General features: G+C 43.0%; 16 protein-coding genes. 11 read left to right on the forward strand and 5 right to left on the reverse strand.

The genetic code is table 11. The features are described 5' to 3' along the window. Positions 1-2: 2 nt before the first annotated feature. The 5 genes from ACFSTG_RS07795 to ACFSTG_RS07815 all read right to left on the reverse strand — a co-directional run bounded on the left by ACFSTG_RS07795 (position 3) and on the right by ACFSTG_RS07815 (position 5,758). Complete coding sequence (locus ACFSTG_RS07795) at positions 3-2,672, reverse strand: BamA/OMP85 family outer membrane protein (RefSeq protein WP_380750615.1); 2,670 nt, start codon at positions 2,670-2,672, stop codon at positions 3-5. Further along, positions 2,656-3,396 carry an isoprenyl transferase gene (locus tag ACFSTG_RS07800; RefSeq protein WP_380750618.1) on the reverse strand — a complete coding sequence of 247 codons (741 nt, stop codon included), beginning with the start codon at positions 3,394-3,396 and terminating at the stop codon, positions 2,656-2,658. The genes ACFSTG_RS07795 and ACFSTG_RS07800 overlap by 17 nt, the downstream gene beginning before the upstream one ends. Before the next feature lies 1 nt (position 3,397). Continuing rightward, a complete protein-coding gene (porG, locus tag ACFSTG_RS07805; protein WP_380750621.1) occupies positions 3,398-4,114 on the reverse strand; it encodes a type IX secretion system protein PorG in 717 nt (238 codons plus the stop codon). 100 nt (positions 4,115-4,214) lie between these two features. Continuing rightward, entirely contained in the window at positions 4,215-5,099 is an 885-nt protein-coding gene (locus ACFSTG_RS07810) for an NAD kinase (protein WP_380750623.1), read from the reverse strand. Between the two features lie 2 nt (positions 5,100-5,101). Further along, positions 5,102-5,758 (reverse strand): CBS domain-containing protein, encoded by a 657-nt coding sequence (locus ACFSTG_RS07815; RefSeq protein WP_380750625.1) that lies wholly within the window; start codon positions 5,756-5,758, stop codon positions 5,102-5,104. 88 nt (positions 5,759-5,846) lie between these two features. Between ACFSTG_RS07815 and ACFSTG_RS07820 the strand changes: the two genes are divergently transcribed. From ACFSTG_RS07820 to ACFSTG_RS07870, 11 genes are all read left to right on the forward strand, one after another. Next, positions 5,847-6,563, forward strand: a complete 717-nt coding sequence (locus ACFSTG_RS07820; protein ID WP_380750628.1) for a pyridoxine 5'-phosphate synthase — start codon at positions 5,847-5,849, stop codon at positions 6,561-6,563. Then, positions 6,563-7,324, forward strand: coding sequence for an alpha/beta fold hydrolase (locus ACFSTG_RS07825; RefSeq protein WP_380750631.1), 762 nt, complete (start codon positions 6,563-6,565; stop codon positions 7,322-7,324). Before ACFSTG_RS07820 ends, ACFSTG_RS07825 begins: the two co-directional genes overlap by 1 nt. Positions 7,325-7,439: 115 nt before the next feature. Next, entirely contained in the window at positions 7,440-8,687 is a 1,248-nt protein-coding gene (locus tag ACFSTG_RS07830) for an OmpP1/FadL family transporter (protein WP_380750634.1), read from the forward strand. Positions 8,688-8,704: 17 nt separating this feature from the next. Then, the gene (locus ACFSTG_RS07835; protein ID WP_380750637.1) at positions 8,705-10,336 is read left to right on the forward strand and encodes a G-D-S-L family lipolytic protein; all 1,632 of its coding nucleotides are present in this window, start codon (positions 8,705-8,707) and stop codon (positions 10,334-10,336) included. A gap of 86 nt (positions 10,337-10,422) precedes the next feature. Beyond that, positions 10,423-10,764, forward strand: a complete 342-nt coding sequence (locus tag ACFSTG_RS07840) for a phage holin family protein (RefSeq protein WP_380750640.1) — start codon at positions 10,423-10,425, stop codon at positions 10,762-10,764. A gap of 85 nt (positions 10,765-10,849) precedes the next feature. Continuing rightward, a complete protein-coding gene (tig, locus tag ACFSTG_RS07845) occupies positions 10,850-12,172 on the forward strand; it encodes a trigger factor (RefSeq protein ID WP_380750643.1) in 1,323 nt (440 codons plus the stop codon). Positions 12,173-12,309: 137 nt separating this feature from the next. Then, complete coding sequence (clpP, locus tag ACFSTG_RS07850) at positions 12,310-12,984, forward strand: ATP-dependent Clp endopeptidase proteolytic subunit ClpP (protein WP_380750646.1); 675 nt, start codon at positions 12,310-12,312, stop codon at positions 12,982-12,984. A 64-nt stretch (positions 12,985-13,048) separates the two neighbouring features. Continuing rightward, the gene (gene clpX / locus ACFSTG_RS07855; protein ID WP_380750649.1) at positions 13,049-14,281 is read left to right on the forward strand and encodes an ATP-dependent Clp protease ATP-binding subunit ClpX; all 1,233 of its coding nucleotides are present in this window, start codon (positions 13,049-13,051) and stop codon (positions 14,279-14,281) included. Positions 14,282-14,413: 132 nt separating this feature from the next. Beyond that, complete coding sequence (locus tag ACFSTG_RS07860; RefSeq protein WP_380750652.1) at positions 14,414-14,854, forward strand: VOC family protein; 441 nt, start codon at positions 14,414-14,416, stop codon at positions 14,852-14,854. Between the two features lie 24 nt (positions 14,855-14,878). Further along, positions 14,879-15,334, forward strand: coding sequence for an SRPBCC domain-containing protein (locus tag ACFSTG_RS07865; protein WP_380750655.1), 456 nt, complete (start codon positions 14,879-14,881; stop codon positions 15,332-15,334). 33 nt (positions 15,335-15,367) lie between these two features. After that, positions 15,368-15,937, forward strand: a complete 570-nt coding sequence (locus tag ACFSTG_RS07870) for a DinB family protein (RefSeq protein ID WP_380750658.1) — start codon at positions 15,368-15,370, stop codon at positions 15,935-15,937. Positions 15,938-16,004 lie beyond the last annotated feature (67 nt).

Below are 16,004 nucleotides of genomic sequence, written 5' to 3' on the forward strand. Positions count from 1 at the left end.
AATTAAAACTGTTGTCCAATTATAAAGTGAGTTTCCCAACCGTTTTTCTTGGTCTCACCCGGAACAGGATCAAATCCATATCCAAAATCAATACCCAGTAATCCAAATGCAGGCATAAATATTCGTAGTCCTGCACCCGCAGATCTGTTAACCTCGAACGGGTTAAAATTCCTGAACCCATCATAAGAGGCACCTGCTTCCACAAAGGTTAAAGCATATATAGATGCGGTTGGCTTAAGGGTAATTGGATACCTTAATTCAAGCGAGTATTTGTTATAAATTGTTGCTCCGTCATTATCTGAAGCCCTGCTCATGCTGCCACGGTTCACCGGCACCAATGATTGGTTAGGATAACCTCTCATGGCTATGGCTTCCCTGCCATCAAGGCTGTAAGTTCCCATTCCGTCACCTCCAAGGTAGAACCTTTCAAAAGGAGGAATTCCCCTATCATTATTATATGCTCCCAGGAATCCATATTCGGCATGAGCGCGCATTACTAATTTAGCAAATAAATTCTCATACCATGTTCCATTGAACTTTATTTTGTAGAATTCCAGCCACTTATACTTTTCCTGGTCAATCTTGGCCGGGTCTCCAATAGGCTCTTCGCCTGCTCTCAAAGGCCGGGTTGGCACCAGTTGACCCGCAGAGTTATATGCGCCCTGGGTAAGTACCCCGTCTTCATTTTCAAGCTGGAACTCTCTTTCTTTGTCCAGGTTTGCATAATCTACATCATTGAAAAGGGAATAAGGTGGTGTAAATTTTGCCAGTATTTCAAATTTCGAACCTCCCATAGGGAAGATAGGATTGGTAAAGGTATTATCCCTGGTTAAACCTACAGTGTAGGAAAGGTTGTTGGAATATCCGTCTCCAAAAGTGAATAAACCGGTGTTGTAATTGCTAAGGTTGTAATGTTGAAAGGCAACGGCATGTGATAAGACAAAAAAGTCATCTGGCACCGTTAACCTTTTGGCAAGTCCAAGAGTTATCCCAGATATAGAGAACTTACGATCCTTATCTGCTTTCCTGTTGCGGTAGTCATAAAAATATTGTTCTGTATGTTGTAATGAGAGAGAGAGTCTTCTAGGTTTAACTCCTCCCCACCAGGGTTCAGAGAATGAAAGGCTGTAGGTTTGATAATATGTACTGGCTTGTGCCCGCAGGGAAAGGGTTTGTCCGTCTCCCATAGGTAATGGTTTATAAGCTTCCTTGTCAAACAGTCCTGCAAGAGAGAAGTTATTGAACGAAAGGCCAAGGGTTCCTACGAAACCACCTCCACCATAACCACCCTGAAGCTCTATCTGGCTGGCACCGGCTTCAACTACAGAGTATTCAAGGTCAAGTGTTCCGCTGTTGGGATCTACATTCTTGAAGTCAGGCTTCAGGTTTTCGGCATCAAAGAATCCCAACTGCCCAAGTTCCCTAACCGTTCTTACTACGTCCTCTTTGCTGTATTTGTTTCCCGGTTTGGTCCTGATCTCCCGGTAGATCACGTGATCTTTCGTCTTGTCGTTACCTACTACCGAAATATCGTTAAAATAAGCCACTTTTCCTTCCCTTATCCTTATTTCAAAGTCAATAGTGTCATTGTAGACCTTTACTTCAACAGGGTTGATGTTGGAGAACAGGTAACCGGTGTTCTGGTATTTGTTGGTAAGGTCATTCGCATCGGGTTTGGTTTCATCGGCGATCTGTTTTTCCAATAAAACCCCGTTATATACATCTCCCTTGCTTATTCCAAGGGTTCTCTGCAACTCAGCGTCTGAATATACGCTGTTCCCCACGAAATTTATATTTCCGAAGTAATATTGATTCCCTTCTTCGAGTTTAAGCCTAAGCGCCACGTCGTCTTCATCTCTTTTGATGAGCGTGTCTGAAACAATACGGGCATCACGGTAGCCTCTTTCCTTATAGGCGTCAAGGATATTCTCTTTATCTGTTTCGTAATCCTCAGGTATAAACTTTGACCTTTTCCAGAACCTAAAGAAGTTTTGTTCTTTGGTCTTTTTCATTTGACGTTTTAGGAATCCGTTTGAAAGTGCCTCGTTGCCTTCGAATTCAATATCTTCAATCTTCACTCTTTCCCCTTTGTCAATATTGACAACCAGGTTCATTAAATTTGCGCCGGTCGTATCTTCGGCAGGAACGGCATTGATATAGACCTTTGTGTTGAGGTAACCGTCTTCCCTGTAATTGTTTTCAATATAATTCTTAGTGGTGGTAAGGAGGTTCTCGGTGACCTTCGCACCTGGCGTGAGCTTATTTTCCTTGATCAATTCCTCCTGTTGTTTTTTCTTTACCCCCTGAATCTTTACGTCGGCCAGGGCAGGTACTTCCTGGATCTCCAGTTCAAGGTTGGCCGTGTCTCCTTCTATACTGGTCACATAAATGTTGATGTCGCTGAAAAGTCCCAGATCCCAGAGTTTTTTCAAAACTTTACTGATCCTGTCCCCGGGAATGTAAATCTTTTCACCTTTCTTTAATCCTGTAAAGGCAATCACGGTTTGCTCGTTATAAGAAACGGTACCCGTAACATTTATATCTCCTATGATGTATTCTTTGCCATTTGCAAGTGGCAGGTCCTGTGCTTGTGAATGGATGCTGTAAAAAAGGCAAAATGCCAGGAGTGCTATTATATTCTTTGTTGTAGATGCACTAACTAAGTTGCTCACTTGTTTTTCCAAATCTTCGTTCTCTGTTTTGATAATTATAAATGGCCTCAAAAAGATCCTCCTTACGGAAATCCGGCCATAGTATTTCTGAAAAATATAACTCTGCATAAGCAATTTGCCATAAAAGGAAGTTGCTAATGCGCTGTTCCCCGCTGGTCCTGATCAAAAGATCTACATCGGGTAAATTTCGGGTGTAAAGATGCTCATTTATAACCGATTCATCAATAGCTTTCGAGGAAATCTCGTCGTTTTTGACTTTTTCGGCAATTTCTTTTATTGCATGGGTAAGTTCTTCCCTTGAACCATAGCTTAAAGCGAGTGTAAGCGTCATGCGGTTATTGCCGCTGGTTTTTTTGATCACTTCTTCAAGTTCCCTATTTGCTTTTGCAGGTAAATTTTCGAGACAACCTATGGCATTCAGCTTAATGTCATTGTCCTGAAGAGTTTTGATCTCCTTTTTAAGCGAGGAGACCAATAGCTTCATAAGGGTGTCAACTTCACGCTTGGGTCGGTTCCAGTTCTCTGTGGAAAATGCATATAAAGTAAGGTTTTTGATACCTGTTTCACTGCTGGCCTCCACCACCTCGCGTACGGCTTTTGTGCCCTTTTCATGCCCCATTGCACGAACCAATCCCTGCTTTTTGGCCCACCTGCCGTTGCCATCCATGATGATGGCTATGTGTTGCGGTAATTTTTCGGGATCGATCTTTTCTTTAAAATTCATATTAGTATTTGTTGAAGCAGTCAGCTCCTCTTCCGAAGTTGAAAGTTAGGTAGATGCCGGTAAATACATACCAGTCTGTGGTGTTGGAATTCCCGAAGTTCCAACGGTTGTATTCTCCGTTTACTTCTGAAGGCTGACTACCGTCCAGGTTATCTGTAAACGTATAACGGGCGCCTATCTCAATGCCGCCGGCCATAAAATTGGTCAGGGTTTGTTTATAGCCCATCACTAAAGGGACGGAAAATTCCCAGTTATTGCCTGCCTCCTCCAATTCGTTGTTGGCAGGGTTCGTATACGCCCTGTTGCGCAGCATAAAATGCTTGGCGTGATAATAATTGATGCCGGTATAGAGATATGGGGTAGACTGGTAGGTATTCGCGTGCAGATCCCATTCCCAAAAAGTGAATTCAAGGCCAAGGGAAGCTTCGGCTATGGTATTGGAAAAGGAATACCCCCTTTGTTGCCGGCGGGTGTCGTGAGAGTTTGCGTCATCAGCCTCAATCTCTGCGTAAAGCAGTGATAGCCTGAAGGCATGCCTGTCACTTCGGTTCCATTTTACCAGCCCGCCAAAGACGAGATTACTGGGCCTTATATAGGTAGAGTTGCCCACGTCCCCTATGTAATTCGCGCCTCCTATAAAAGGGCCAATCTCAAAATTCTGGGAATATGCCTGGTTGCCAAAAAAGAACATAAGGACCATAACAACTATATACCTCATAGGTTTTCAAAAGTTTGCAAATATAACAATAATGTTTGCTCCACAATAATTTGAGCGGATTTGTACTTAAGCATTAACAACTTTCAGAGGTTTTTATTGTTCAATTGCGCTTGTCTTCTCCCCATAAGAGTTTTTTCCGAAGGGTCTTTAAAAAGGTGTCTCCGGTGAATTGTATCATTTTAATTTTGAAAGGGGCTTTCTCTATGGTAACCGTCGTATTTTTCTTTAGGGTAGCGATACGGGAGTCCATAGAGACCAGGTATTCATCTTCTCTTCCAGAGACCTTTAAAGTGATCTTTGTATTGTCTTTAATGATCAAAGGGCGGGCATTCAAATTATGGGGTGCAATAGGGGTAATGGCCAGGGCTTTAGTCGCGGGGGTGATCACCGGGCCTCCGCAGCTAAGGGAATATCCGGTAGAACCCGTAGGGGTTGAAATGATAAGGCCATCTGCCCAATACGCCGTGAGGTATTCTTCATCAAGCCAGGTTTCAATGGTGATCATGGAGGTGGTGTTCTTCCTGCTTACCGCGATCTCGTTAAGAGCATAATTACTGTCGCAGAGGTCTTTATCTTCAGGCTCTGTCCTCATGCACAAAAGTGTTCTTTCAGAAATGGTGTATTCTTTTTTGATGAGCCTGGCAATGGTGCCGCGAATGTTCTCCTTATTTACCGTGGCAAGAAAACCAAGGCGGCCGGTATTTATACCCATTACCGGGATGTTGAGGTCCTTGATATAATTTATCGCCTTTAAAATGGTTCCGTCACCACCCACGCTCATAAACACATCATAGGAGTCATCCAGTTTTGTAAAGGTCTTGATGTGGCTAAAGCCTTTTTCGATGCTTTGATTTTGTTCGATCAGCTTCAGGAACTCCTCTTCAATAACGATCTCAATTTCTTCATGATCGAGTACATTGAGCAGTTCTTCAATATAGACACTGGAATTGACATGATAGAATTGACCATAGATACCTATCTTCATGTTTAAATATTTAGGTATTTATCCAGGTATCTGGAGCGGTCCTTTAAATCAGCAGAGTATGAATCTTCCTGGTGGGAGGATATTACTTTGTATCCATATCTGCGGAAGGTTTGAAGCAAGGTATTAATAGGGGTAATTCCGGTTTTAACGGTTATCTGCGCAAGATCGTCCTCAATATTCGAAAGAAATGCACCTAATACGTGAGCTCCGTTAGATTCCACGATCTGGCAGATCTCACTGAAGGAGTAGTCCTTATAGCCCTTTTCCACGATCAATATCCCACCGGGGTTATTCAGAAAAGGGGTTTCAGTGAAAAGGTTCATGATGTCATGCAATTCAACATATCCAAGGTATTTATTCTCTTCATCAAGTACCGGAATTATATTACACTGGTTCCTGGAAAAAGCATGGAGTACATCCAGCCAGTTGTCGCTCTCCCGGGCAAAAAACCCCTCAAGGGCATAGTGGTAGTGTTCAACGGTTTTCGAGGCATCAAAGGAATGAATATCATTTTCAGACATACTCCCCACATAAATTCCCTTGTTTTGCACCGGTATATGGGTGTAGCTCACCTGGTCTAAAATAGACTGCAGGTCCCCGATTTTCGAGGTAGTCTCCGGGATTTCAATCTCATTAATAATATACGGCTGTATGTTCATAACGCCTCGATTTTTCTGCAAATTAATTAAAATAAAGTACTTTTTTGCCTATTCAACTTTGTATTTTTGTTTGAAATAACTGCGAAAAATGACCAAGTTAAGTGTAAATATAAACAAGATCGCGACCCTTAGAAACTCCCGGGGAGGCGACGTTCCCAACGTGGTGCAGGTGGCTAAAGACGTACAAAGGTTTGGGGGAGAAGGCATCACCGTACACCCAAGGCCCGATGAGCGGCATATCAGGTACCAGGACGTTTTTGATCTTAGACCCATTGTTTATACTGAATTCAATATTGAAGGGAACCCCATAAAACAATTCGTAGACCTGGTACTTAGGGCAAAACCCGAGCAGGTCACCCTTGTCCCCGATGCTGAAGATGCCATTACCTCGAATGCCGGTTGGGACACGATCAAACACCGGGATTTCCTGCAAGAGATCATCGCTGAGTTCAAAAATAACAGTATTCGCACCTCCATTTTCGTCGATCCTGACCCAAAGATGATTGAAGGAGCGGTAAAAACCGGAACTGACAGGATCGAACTTTATACCGAGGAATTCGCCACTCAGTATGCTAAAGGTAATAAGGCTGCTGTCGAACCTTATACCCGTTGTGCAGAGATCGCCGGGGAACTTGGACTGGGAATTAATGCCGGCCACGACCTTTCTCTGCAAAACATCAGGTTCTTTAAAGAAAATATTCCCGGATTACTGGAGGTTTCCATAGGACATGCCCTTATTGCGGAATCTATCTACATGGGACTTGAAAATGTGATTGGCCAATATCTAAAACTTCTGAAAGATTAATGAAATTACATGCTACTGTTTTAGGAGAAGGAAAACCCATTTTGATCCTGCATGGATTCCTGGGAATGAGCGACAACTGGAAAACCGTTGGAAAGGAATTGGCCGGTGCGGGTTATGAAGTACATTTGATCGACCAGCGAAACCATGGTAGAAGTCCTCACAGTGAAGAGTTCAATTATCTGGTTATGGCCCGTGACCTAAAAGAATATATAGATTCCCACTCGCTGGCGAACTGTATCCTTCTTGGGCATTCTATGGGTGGAAAAACAGCTATGACCGCTGCGGCCCTTTTTCCTCATATCCTGGATAAACTTATCGTTGTAGATATCGCTCCCAAATATTACGCCCCACACCACCAGCAGATCCTTGAAGGATTGCAGGCGATAGAAGAGGCCAGTCTTTCTTCAAGGGGTGAGGCAGAAGACCTGCTCGCAGAATATGTAAAAGAGGAGGGTATTCGCCTTTTTCTCCTGAAAAACCTTTACTGGAAAACAAAAACCAGATTGGCACTTAGGTTAAACCTGGAGGCATTAATTAAAAACATTGAGGAAGTAGGCCAGGCCCTGGATCCCGATGCTGTATATAACAAACCCACCTTATTTATTCGGGGTGAAAGATCTGATTACATAACCGTGGAGGATGAACGGCTAATTGAAAAACATTTTCCGGAAGCTGAAGTAGTCACTATTCCTAAATCAGGGCACTGGGTACACGCTGAGAATAAAAAGGCCTTTTTACAGGCCGTAATGAATTTCCTGTAATCATTTTATCTTTTTATTGTGCACGCATAATAAAATGACAGTTATTCTTGCATTATATCTATTTTGTGCTATTTTTGAACCAATGATCCGAATATTTTAATCTTTAATCCTAATTATGAGAAAACTTTTATTCTTGATGGTGTTTGCACTGGCAAGCGCCGTAACCTATGCCGGCGGTTATCGGGTAAGTGTCCAGGGGCAGCGTGCGCTTGCCATGGGGCACACCGGGGTTGCCGTTGTTAACAGTGCCGAACTGGGCTTCTTTAACCCTGCGGGACTGGTATATCTTGAAGATCAACTTACTATTTCTGCCGGGGTGAGCGCCGTTTTTTCTGACGTGGCCTGGCAAAATGAAGATACCGGGCAGATCCACCGTACAGATAATCCTGCAGGAACCCCATTCTATTTCAATGCAGCCTATAAACTTAAAGACTGGATGTCCCTGGGCCTAAGTATCTACACTCCTTATGGTAGCACCGTTAAGTGGGAGGATGACTGGGCCGGTTCTCACCTGGTGAATAATATTGAACTTCAGGCGATCTATATTCAGCCTTTGGTTTCTTTCAAAGTTGCCAATTTCCTGAGCATCGGGGGTGGGCCAATCTTCGTGACAGGATCTGTTAACTTTAATCGTAACCTTACCCGTACCCTTACCGATACTGAAGGGAACCGTTCTAATGTTACCATTGATGCCTCGGGTGTTAATGAGTGGGGTTGGTCTGTAGGGGCTATGTTCACGGCTACTGAAGATCTTCGTGTTGGAGTGAACTATCGTTCTGAGATCATTATGAATGCTGAAGGCGGGGATGCAGATTTCGAAAATGTTCCCAACTCCCCTCTTTTGCCATACAGCGATACTTCATTTAGCGCCGAGTTGCCTTTGCCGGCCGAACTTACTGTAGGATTGTCCTACCAGTTCAATGATAAATGGCTTTTTGCTTTTGATTTCAACCGCACTTTCTGGGAAGTGTATGAATCTTTGGATATCAGATTTGCTAACGGAACCGTTTCAAAAAATGCCCGCAACTATGAAGACTCCAATACCTGGAGATTTGGGGCTCAGTATAACGCTACCGATAAACTGGTGCTTCGTGCCGGATATTACTTAGACGAATCCCCCGTGCAACCCGGATATTTCGCACCCGAAACTCCGCGAAATGATTCTATGGGCTTCACCGCAGGTCTGTCTCTTGATGTGACTTCAAGACTCGCAATTGACGCTTCTTTTGCCTATATAAGATTTGATGAGATTGATGCTTCTTATGATCATTACGTTGATGAGAATGGACAAAATGTACCTTTTGGAGGTACCTATAAATCTGTGGCCTTTATTCCCGGACTAGGGGTGACTTACAAACTTTAATAAAAAGATCCTATACAATGAAAAACTATATAAAATATATCGGGATACTTGCCCTTGGAATGGTGGCCTGTGAGCCCGATTTCGAAAATCCGGTAGATGCTAATGACGCATATACCAGTGGGGATGCCGATTTTTCTAATTTTGTGGCAATAGGAAATTCCATTACTTCGGGATATGCAGATAATGCTTTGTACATAACTGCCCAGGAAGCTTCTTATCCTAACATTCTTGCCAATCAATTTGCAAAAGCCGGTGGAGGCGACTTCACTCAGCCATTAATGGCTGATAATTACGGTGGACTTTTGCTGAATGGAAATCAAATCGAAGGTTTTGATACGAGATTAGTTTTGGCTTTTGACGCTGAAGGGAATGCAATGCCCAAAAATTTAGATGCTACGCCTACTACCGAAGTAACCAATGTCCTTACAGGGCCCTTCAACAATATGGGGGTGCCAGGAATGAAAAGTTTTCACCTGTTTGCAGAAGGTTATGGAAATGCAGCGGGAGTGGAAGCCGGCCAGGCAAATCCTTATTTTGCCCGTTTTGCCTCCTCTCCCAATGCAACTATTCTTGAGGATGCAATAGCTCAAAATCCAACCTTCTTTAGTCTATGGATAGGCAAGAACGATATTTTAAGCTTTGCTACTTCAGGTGGGGCAGGAGTAGTCCAGACCGCCACCGAAAGCCCGGCTAATTACGGGAGTAATGATATTACGAATCCAATGGTTTTTGCCGGGGTATATTCCCAAGTGGTAGACGATTTGATAGCAGCTGGTGCCGAAGAAGGAGTGGTGAATGCCGTTCCTGATGTTACCGTAGCACCTTTCTTTACCAGGGTGCCTTATGCGCCGCTTAGCCCTGCAGATCCTGATTTTGGACCTATGATCCCTGCGTTGAATGAAAGTTTTGCCGGTCTTAACCAGATCATCTCCGCAGTAAGAGGAACGCAGGAATTTGATGCTGAAGGCAACAAGATCGCTGAAACCGAATATACCATAGAATTTAACCCGGCAGGTGCGAGTCCTTTAGTGATAATAGATGAAGCCCTTACAGATATTTCTATGCAAATTAAGGGAGCATTGATGCAGGCCGGTTATCCTGAGGCCCTGGCAGAACAGTATGGAGTACAATTCGGGCAGGCAAGACAAGCCACAGCTGACGACAGAGTACTGTTGACCAGTGCAGGTGCAATTGCAGAGGTGAATATGGCAGCTGTACAGGCGTGGATGCTGGCAGGACTGCCACAGGAACAGGCAGGTCAACTGGCTGTAACAGGCATCACTTTCCCAATGAAAGATGAGCTGGTACTCACAGAAGATGAAGTTAACATGCTTAATACTGCACGTATGGCCTTTAACACTTCAATACAGGGAATCGCCCAGCAAAAAGGTTTGGCCTATGTGGATGTCAATGAGATTATCCAGCAAATGGCTACCGGTGGGATCCCATATGACGGGGGACTTGTAACCGCAGAATTTGTCACCGGAGGAGCTTTTTCTTTAGATGGTATTCATCTCACCCCAAGAGGTTCAGCCATACTTGCAAATAGAATGATAGACGCTATCAATGCAAAATATGGCGCTACCGTTCCGAAAGTTAATGTGGGTAACTACGGAACTATTACTGTAAGCAATGATGTAGCTCAATAGTATATGTTCTTTAAATATTTAAAACGCCGGATAACCTCCGGCGTTTTTCTTTTGGAAAAATCGTATATTGGTTTTAAAACCAACCTATGACTTTTATATTGCGAATTCTGTTAACGGCCGTAGTGGTCGTTTTTCTTGCCAAATTCCTACCGGGGGTGACCGTTGCAGGTTACCTTACTGCTATAATTGTGGCCCTGGTGTTGGCGCTTCTCAATTTTATTGTAAAACCGGTATTGATCTTACTTACCCTGCCGGTCACCATTCTTACCCTTGGCTTGTTCCTTATTGTGATCAATGCCATTATCATTCTGCTGGTTGATGCCTTTGTAAGTGGTTTTGATGTGTCGGGATTCTGGATCGCGTTGCTCTTTAGCGTCCTTTTATCTATTTTTCAATCCTTGTTCTACTCCATTGCCGAAAAGAAATAAAGCCTTCTGAATTTCAGGTTTTTGAAACTTTGCTTGCTCTTAAAAAAGTTGTACTTTTGCAAACCAATTTTTATAAGAGTTTATAATGAATATAACGAGAGAGAATATCGATGAGCTGAATGCGGTAGTGAAGGTAGATATTACCAAAGAAGACTACAGTGGCAAAGTTGAAAAGGTCTTAAAGGATTACCGTAAGAATGCCAATATTCCCGGTTTCAGGAAAGGGCATGTGCCTATGGGAATGGTGAAGAAACAGTATGGGAAGGCAGTATTGGTTGATGAAGTGAACAAATTACTTCAGGACGCCCTCAACAAATATCTTACCGAAGAGAAACTTGATGTTCTTGGAAATCCGTTGCCTAAAGAGCAGGAGAATTTTGACTGGGACAACGACACCTATACTTTTGAATTTGAATTGGGGCTTTCTCCGCAGTTCGAAGTAAGTCTGGAGAATAAGGAACCTATCACCCATTATAAGATCGTAGCCGGTGAGGAGATGGTTGAGAACCAGGTGAAAACCCTTCAGAAGCAGTATGGGAAACTTATCTCTAAAGAAGTAGCTGAGGAAGGTGACCAGGTAACGGGTACCTTTAAGAATGAAGAGGAGGGTATTGAAGCCAAAGCAACATTACCCATAGAAAAAATAAAAGGCAAGAAGAACAAAGATAAATTCATTGGGGCCAAAGCCGGTGATGTGATCACTGTAAAGACCAAAGGGCTTTTTGAAGATGATCACGACCTTATGGAATTCCTTCAGGTAGAGCATGATAAGGCACACGATCTTGATGTGGAGGTGGAATTCACCGTTTCTGAGATCAACCAGCAGGAGTTGGCAGATCTTGACCAGGAACTGTTTGATAAGCTCTTCGGAAAAGGGGAAGTAACTTCGGTAACCGAACTTAAAGATAAGATCAAAGAAGATGCTGCCAAACAATTCGGGCAGCAGGGCGACCAGCAATTGCTTAACGATGTGACCGAAATGCTTATTGAAAACACCAGGTTCGACCTTCCGAAGGAATTCCTTCAGAAGTGGATACAGACTGCAGGAGAAAAAGAGCTTTCAGAAGAAGAAGCCCGTGAGGAATATGAGAAAAGCGAAAAAGGACTTAGATTTCAGTTAATTGAAGGGAAGTTGATAGCTGATCATAAACTCGAAGTAAAATTCGAGGATCTTAAAGCTTTCGCCAAAGACCGTATCAGGGAACAAATGGCCCAGTTTGGACAGATGAACCCGGAGGAAAAAGAACTGGATGATATCGCTGCCCGTATCCTTTCACGCCAGGATGAGGTGAAACGCCTTTCTGAGCAGTTGATGAACCAGAAACTACTTGAGCTTTACAAAGAGAAAGTAAACCTTGAGGAGAAAGAGGTAACATATGAAGAATTTGTTAAAGAAGTTTATCAATAGAACTTTTATAAATTAATACTTATATCTTTAAGGCGTTAGACCAAATGCGGGATAACGCCTTTTTTGGCAACTAAAAAAGGGACGGTTTTAGGCCCGAAAAACCTTTTTAAACCGGTTAAACAGAAAATACATTTTAAATGGATTACGGAAAAGAATTTGAGAAATATGCTACCAAACATCACGGTATCAACAGTAACTATTACAACAAGATCGTTAGCAGCATGAACCCTATGGGGATGACCCCGAATATCATTGAAGAAAGGCAGATGAACATTGCCATATTCGATGTTTTCTCCAGGCTGATGATGGACCGTATTATCTTCCTGGGTACTGCTATCAATGACCAGGTAGCCAACATTATTCAGGCACAATTGTTGTTCCTTGAGAGTACAGATGCCTCCAAGGATATTCAGATATATATCAACTCTCCGGGAGGAGGGGTTTATGCAGGCCTCGGGATCTATGATACGATGCAGTTCATCAAACCCGACGTTGCAACGATCTGTACAGGAATGGCGGCTTCAATGGGAGCGGTTTTATTATGTGCCGGTGAAAAAGGAAAACGAAGCGGACTGCCGCATTCACGTGTGATGATCCACCAGCCGTTAGGTGGGGCACAGGGGCAGGCCAGTGATATTGAAATCACCGCCCGTGAGATCCTTACCCTTAAAAAGGAATTATATGAGATCATCGCAAAACACTCCGGCCAATCTTATGACAAGATTGAAAATGACAGTGACCGGGACTATTGGATGAAGGCCGATAAGGCCCTTGAATATGGAATGATTGATGAAGTTTTATCAAGAACCTAAAAGTTCTTTTTAGAAGAATGTAGAGATAAAGTTTTCGTGCCGCGAAAACTGCAATAAAAAATTTATGGCGAAAGAAGAATTAGAATGTTCCTTTTGTGGAAGGAAAAAACCGGAAACCAATTTGCTCATCGCAGGCCTGGACGCACATATTTGTGACCGCTGTATTGAGCAGGCGCACGGTATTGTTATTGAAGAATCAAAACAGGAGGGGAGCAGTGAGCTATCTTCAGAACTTAAATTAAGAAAGCCACAGGCTATAAAGTCTTTTCTTGACCAGTATGTAATAGGCCAGGAACACACTAAAAAAGTACTTTCTGTAGCGGTGTACAATCATTATAAAAGATTGCTGCAACCGGTGACAGATGATGATATTGAGATCCAGAAAAGTAACATAATCATGGTTGGGGAGACCGGTACCGGTAAGACCCTTATGGCCAAGACCATTGCCAAAATGCTCAATGTACCGCTTGCCATCGTTGATGCCACCGTATTGACCGAGGCAGGATACGTGGGGGAGGATGTGGAAAGTATCCTTACCAGATTACTACAGGCTGCAGATTATAACCTTGAAAAAGCACAACACGGTATCGTCTTCATAGATGAGATCGATAAGATTGCCCGTAAAAGCGACAACCCTTCAATCACACGTGATGTATCTGGCGAAGGGGTACAACAGGCTTTACTGAAACTTTTGGAAGGGACCACGGTGAATGTACCGCCCAAAGGAGGTAGAAAACACCCTGATCAAAAATTCATCGAGGTAGATACAGAGAACATCCTGTTTGTAACCGGTGGTGCCTTTGACGGGATTGAACGCAACATCAGCAAAAGGCTTAATATGCAGGCTGTTGGCTTTAGTGCCTCCAAGACCGATGATGCCATTGAACGTGAGAACCTTCTTAAGTATATAATCCCTAAAGACCTGAAGGATTTTGGACTTATTCCTGAGATCATAGGGCGTTTGCCGGTGCTTACCCATATGAACCCACTCGATAAGAAAACCCTTCGTTCAATTTTGACCGAACCTAAAAATGCCATTATCAAGCAGTATCAAAAACTGTTCGAGATGGATAATATTGAGTTTACCATTGAAGATGAGGCACTTGATTTTATTGTAGATAAGGCGATAGAATATAAACTGGGGGCACGTGGGTTGCGTTCCCTTTGTGAAGCCATCCTTACAGATGCCATGTTTGAAATGCCTGAAGGCAAGAATAACAAACTGGTTGTTGACAGGGAGTATGCTGAAGAGAAACTGGATAAATCCGGAATCAAACGGTTGAAAGCGGTTTCCTGACAATCGATCTATAGAATTATAAAAAAGTCATCCCCCGGGATGACTTTTTTATTTTTATTTGGGCAGCAGGCTTTTCTTTTCTCGTGACAAATTTCTAACTTAGTTAGATAAGCAACTGTAAACCAATAACAAATGGCGATTTTAAATCCTTATCTGACTTTTCCCGGCAACTGCGAGGAGGCTTTTAAATTCTACAGATCAGTATTGGGTGGGGAATTCGAATATCTCGGAAGATTTTCTGAGATTCCCGAAAACCAAGGAATGATAATTCCTAAAGAGCACAAGAACAAGATCATGCACGTATCCTTGCCAGTAGGCCATGGCAACTCTCTGATGGGTAGTGATACGACGGGTGAAATGGGTCCGGCACTGGTGATAGGAAATAATTTTTCCGTTTCTCTCGGTCTTGACAGCAAAGAAGAGACAGATCGGATTTTTAATGGTCTTTCTAAAGGTGGAAATGTGATCATGCCTGTTGGTGATGTCTTTTGGGGAAGCTACTACGGGATGTTCACAGATAAATTTGGTGTCAACTGGATGGTGAGTTATACCAAAGAGGAAAACAAAAATTAAAATCTTATAAATGAACATTTATTCATGGAGAAACTTAAAATAAGTACCGCTATCCAGATTGCAAGGCCGGTGAACGATGTCTTTGAGGCAATTCTGGAGCCCGATAATATGTCTAATTATTTTATTGCTGAAAGTTCGGGAAGGATGGAAGAGGGGAAAACCCTGCAATGGAAATTCCCGGAATTTGATGAGTGGGTTGAAATAGAGGTAGTAGAGATCACTACAGATGAATATATTTCCTTTCAATGGGAAGGGTCAAAAGATAAAAAACTGTTGGTAGAAATCACCCTGCTACCCATGAACGGGAATTCCACCCTTGCGAGAGTGACCGAAGGGGAAATGGAACCGGATGAAACCGGAATCAAGTGGCTGGCCCAGAATACTGAGGGATGGGCCAATTTCCTGGCCTGCCTAAAAGCATATTTAGAGCACGGGATAAATTTGCGCAAAGGTGCTTTTGAATTCCTGAAGGTTAATTAATTCCTTCAACCTGCCCGAAATAATTTAAAGTGAATGAAAATTCAATCTATCGTTTTGTTGGGGGAACTCAGAGAGCTGACCCTGAAAAATATTGTTGTTCCTGAAGAATTAAAAAATAAGTCTTCAGGAACACTTAATTACAGAACCGCTCCTGCTTCCTGGACAGCTCTCGAATGTATCGAACATCTTAACTTCTATGGAGACTATTACCTGTCCGAGATTGGGAAACAGACCGACACTTCCCCTTTTCCTGCAGAGGAGATCTTTAAGAGCGGCAGGTTAGGGAATTACTTCGCAAAGAGTATGCGTCCTGGTCAGGAATCAAGGAAGATGAAAACTTTGAAAAGTTCGAATCCGCTGGGAAAGGTCATTGGTAAGGAGGTAATAGATCATTTTATAGAAGATCAGAATAAAATACTGGACCTTTTAAAAAAAGCAGAAAGGGTTAGCCTCACCCGTACAAAAACCGGGACCAGTATAGCTGGCTGGATCAAACTTCGGCTGGGTGATACCCTTAGAGTGGTGATCTATCACAATCAAAGACACCTGCTGCAGGCACAAAGGGCAGTGCAAAGTTTCAATACCTCAGCCGCACCGGTGTAAAAATAAGATGCTTCAAAAAGATCTTTTTGTAAGACACTGTCTTTTGAAGGTATCGCAAAAAAAACCC

It is taken from the genome of Salinimicrobium flavum (assembly GCF_042684505.1).
GTDB classification, from domain to species: domain Bacteria; phylum Bacteroidota; class Bacteroidia; order Flavobacteriales; family Flavobacteriaceae; genus Salinimicrobium; species Salinimicrobium flavum.

What these genes read in the sequence shown, in the direction of transcription:
- ACFSTG_RS07810 (WP_380750623.1), bottom strand. Translation starts at nt 5,099, where the DNA reads ATGAAGATAGGTATCTATGGTCAATTCTATCATGTCAATTCCAGTGTC.
- ACFSTG_RS07820 (WP_380750628.1), top strand. Translation starts at nt 5,847, where the DNA reads ATGACCAAGTTAAGTGTAAATATAAACAAGATCGCGACCCTTAGAAAC.
- clpX (WP_380750649.1), top strand. Translation starts at nt 13,049, where the DNA reads ATGGCGAAAGAAGAATTAGAATGTTCCTTTTGTGGAAGGAAAAAACCG.
- ACFSTG_RS07865 (WP_380750655.1), top strand. Translation starts at nt 14,879, where the DNA reads ATGGAGAAACTTAAAATAAGTACCGCTATCCAGATTGCAAGGCCGGTG.
- porG (WP_380750621.1), bottom strand. Translation starts at nt 4,114, where the DNA reads ATGAGGTATATAGTTGTTATGGTCCTTATGTTCTTTTTTGGCAACCAG.
- ACFSTG_RS07825 (WP_380750631.1), top strand. Translation starts at nt 6,563, where the DNA reads ATGAAATTACATGCTACTGTTTTAGGAGAAGGAAAACCCATTTTGATC.
- ACFSTG_RS07870 (WP_380750658.1), top strand. Translation starts at nt 15,368, where the DNA reads ATGAAAATTCAATCTATCGTTTTGTTGGGGGAACTCAGAGAGCTGACC.
- ACFSTG_RS07840 (WP_380750640.1), top strand. Translation starts at nt 10,423, where the DNA reads ATGACTTTTATATTGCGAATTCTGTTAACGGCCGTAGTGGTCGTTTTT.
- ACFSTG_RS07815 (WP_380750625.1), bottom strand. Translation starts at nt 5,758, where the DNA reads ATGAACATACAGCCGTATATTATTAATGAGATTGAAATCCCGGAGACT.
- tig (WP_380750643.1), top strand. Translation starts at nt 10,850, where the DNA reads ATGAATATAACGAGAGAGAATATCGATGAGCTGAATGCGGTAGTGAAG.
- clpP (WP_380750646.1), top strand. Translation starts at nt 12,310, where the DNA reads ATGGATTACGGAAAAGAATTTGAGAAATATGCTACCAAACATCACGGT.
- ACFSTG_RS07835 (WP_380750637.1), top strand. Translation starts at nt 8,705, where the DNA reads ATGAAAAACTATATAAAATATATCGGGATACTTGCCCTTGGAATGGTG.
- ACFSTG_RS07800 (WP_380750618.1), bottom strand. Translation starts at nt 3,396, where the DNA reads ATGAATTTTAAAGAAAAGATCGATCCCGAAAAATTACCGCAACACATA.
- ACFSTG_RS07830 (WP_380750634.1), top strand. Translation starts at nt 7,440, where the DNA reads ATGAGAAAACTTTTATTCTTGATGGTGTTTGCACTGGCAAGCGCCGTA.
- ACFSTG_RS07860 (WP_380750652.1), top strand. Translation starts at nt 14,414, where the DNA reads ATGGCGATTTTAAATCCTTATCTGACTTTTCCCGGCAACTGCGAGGAG.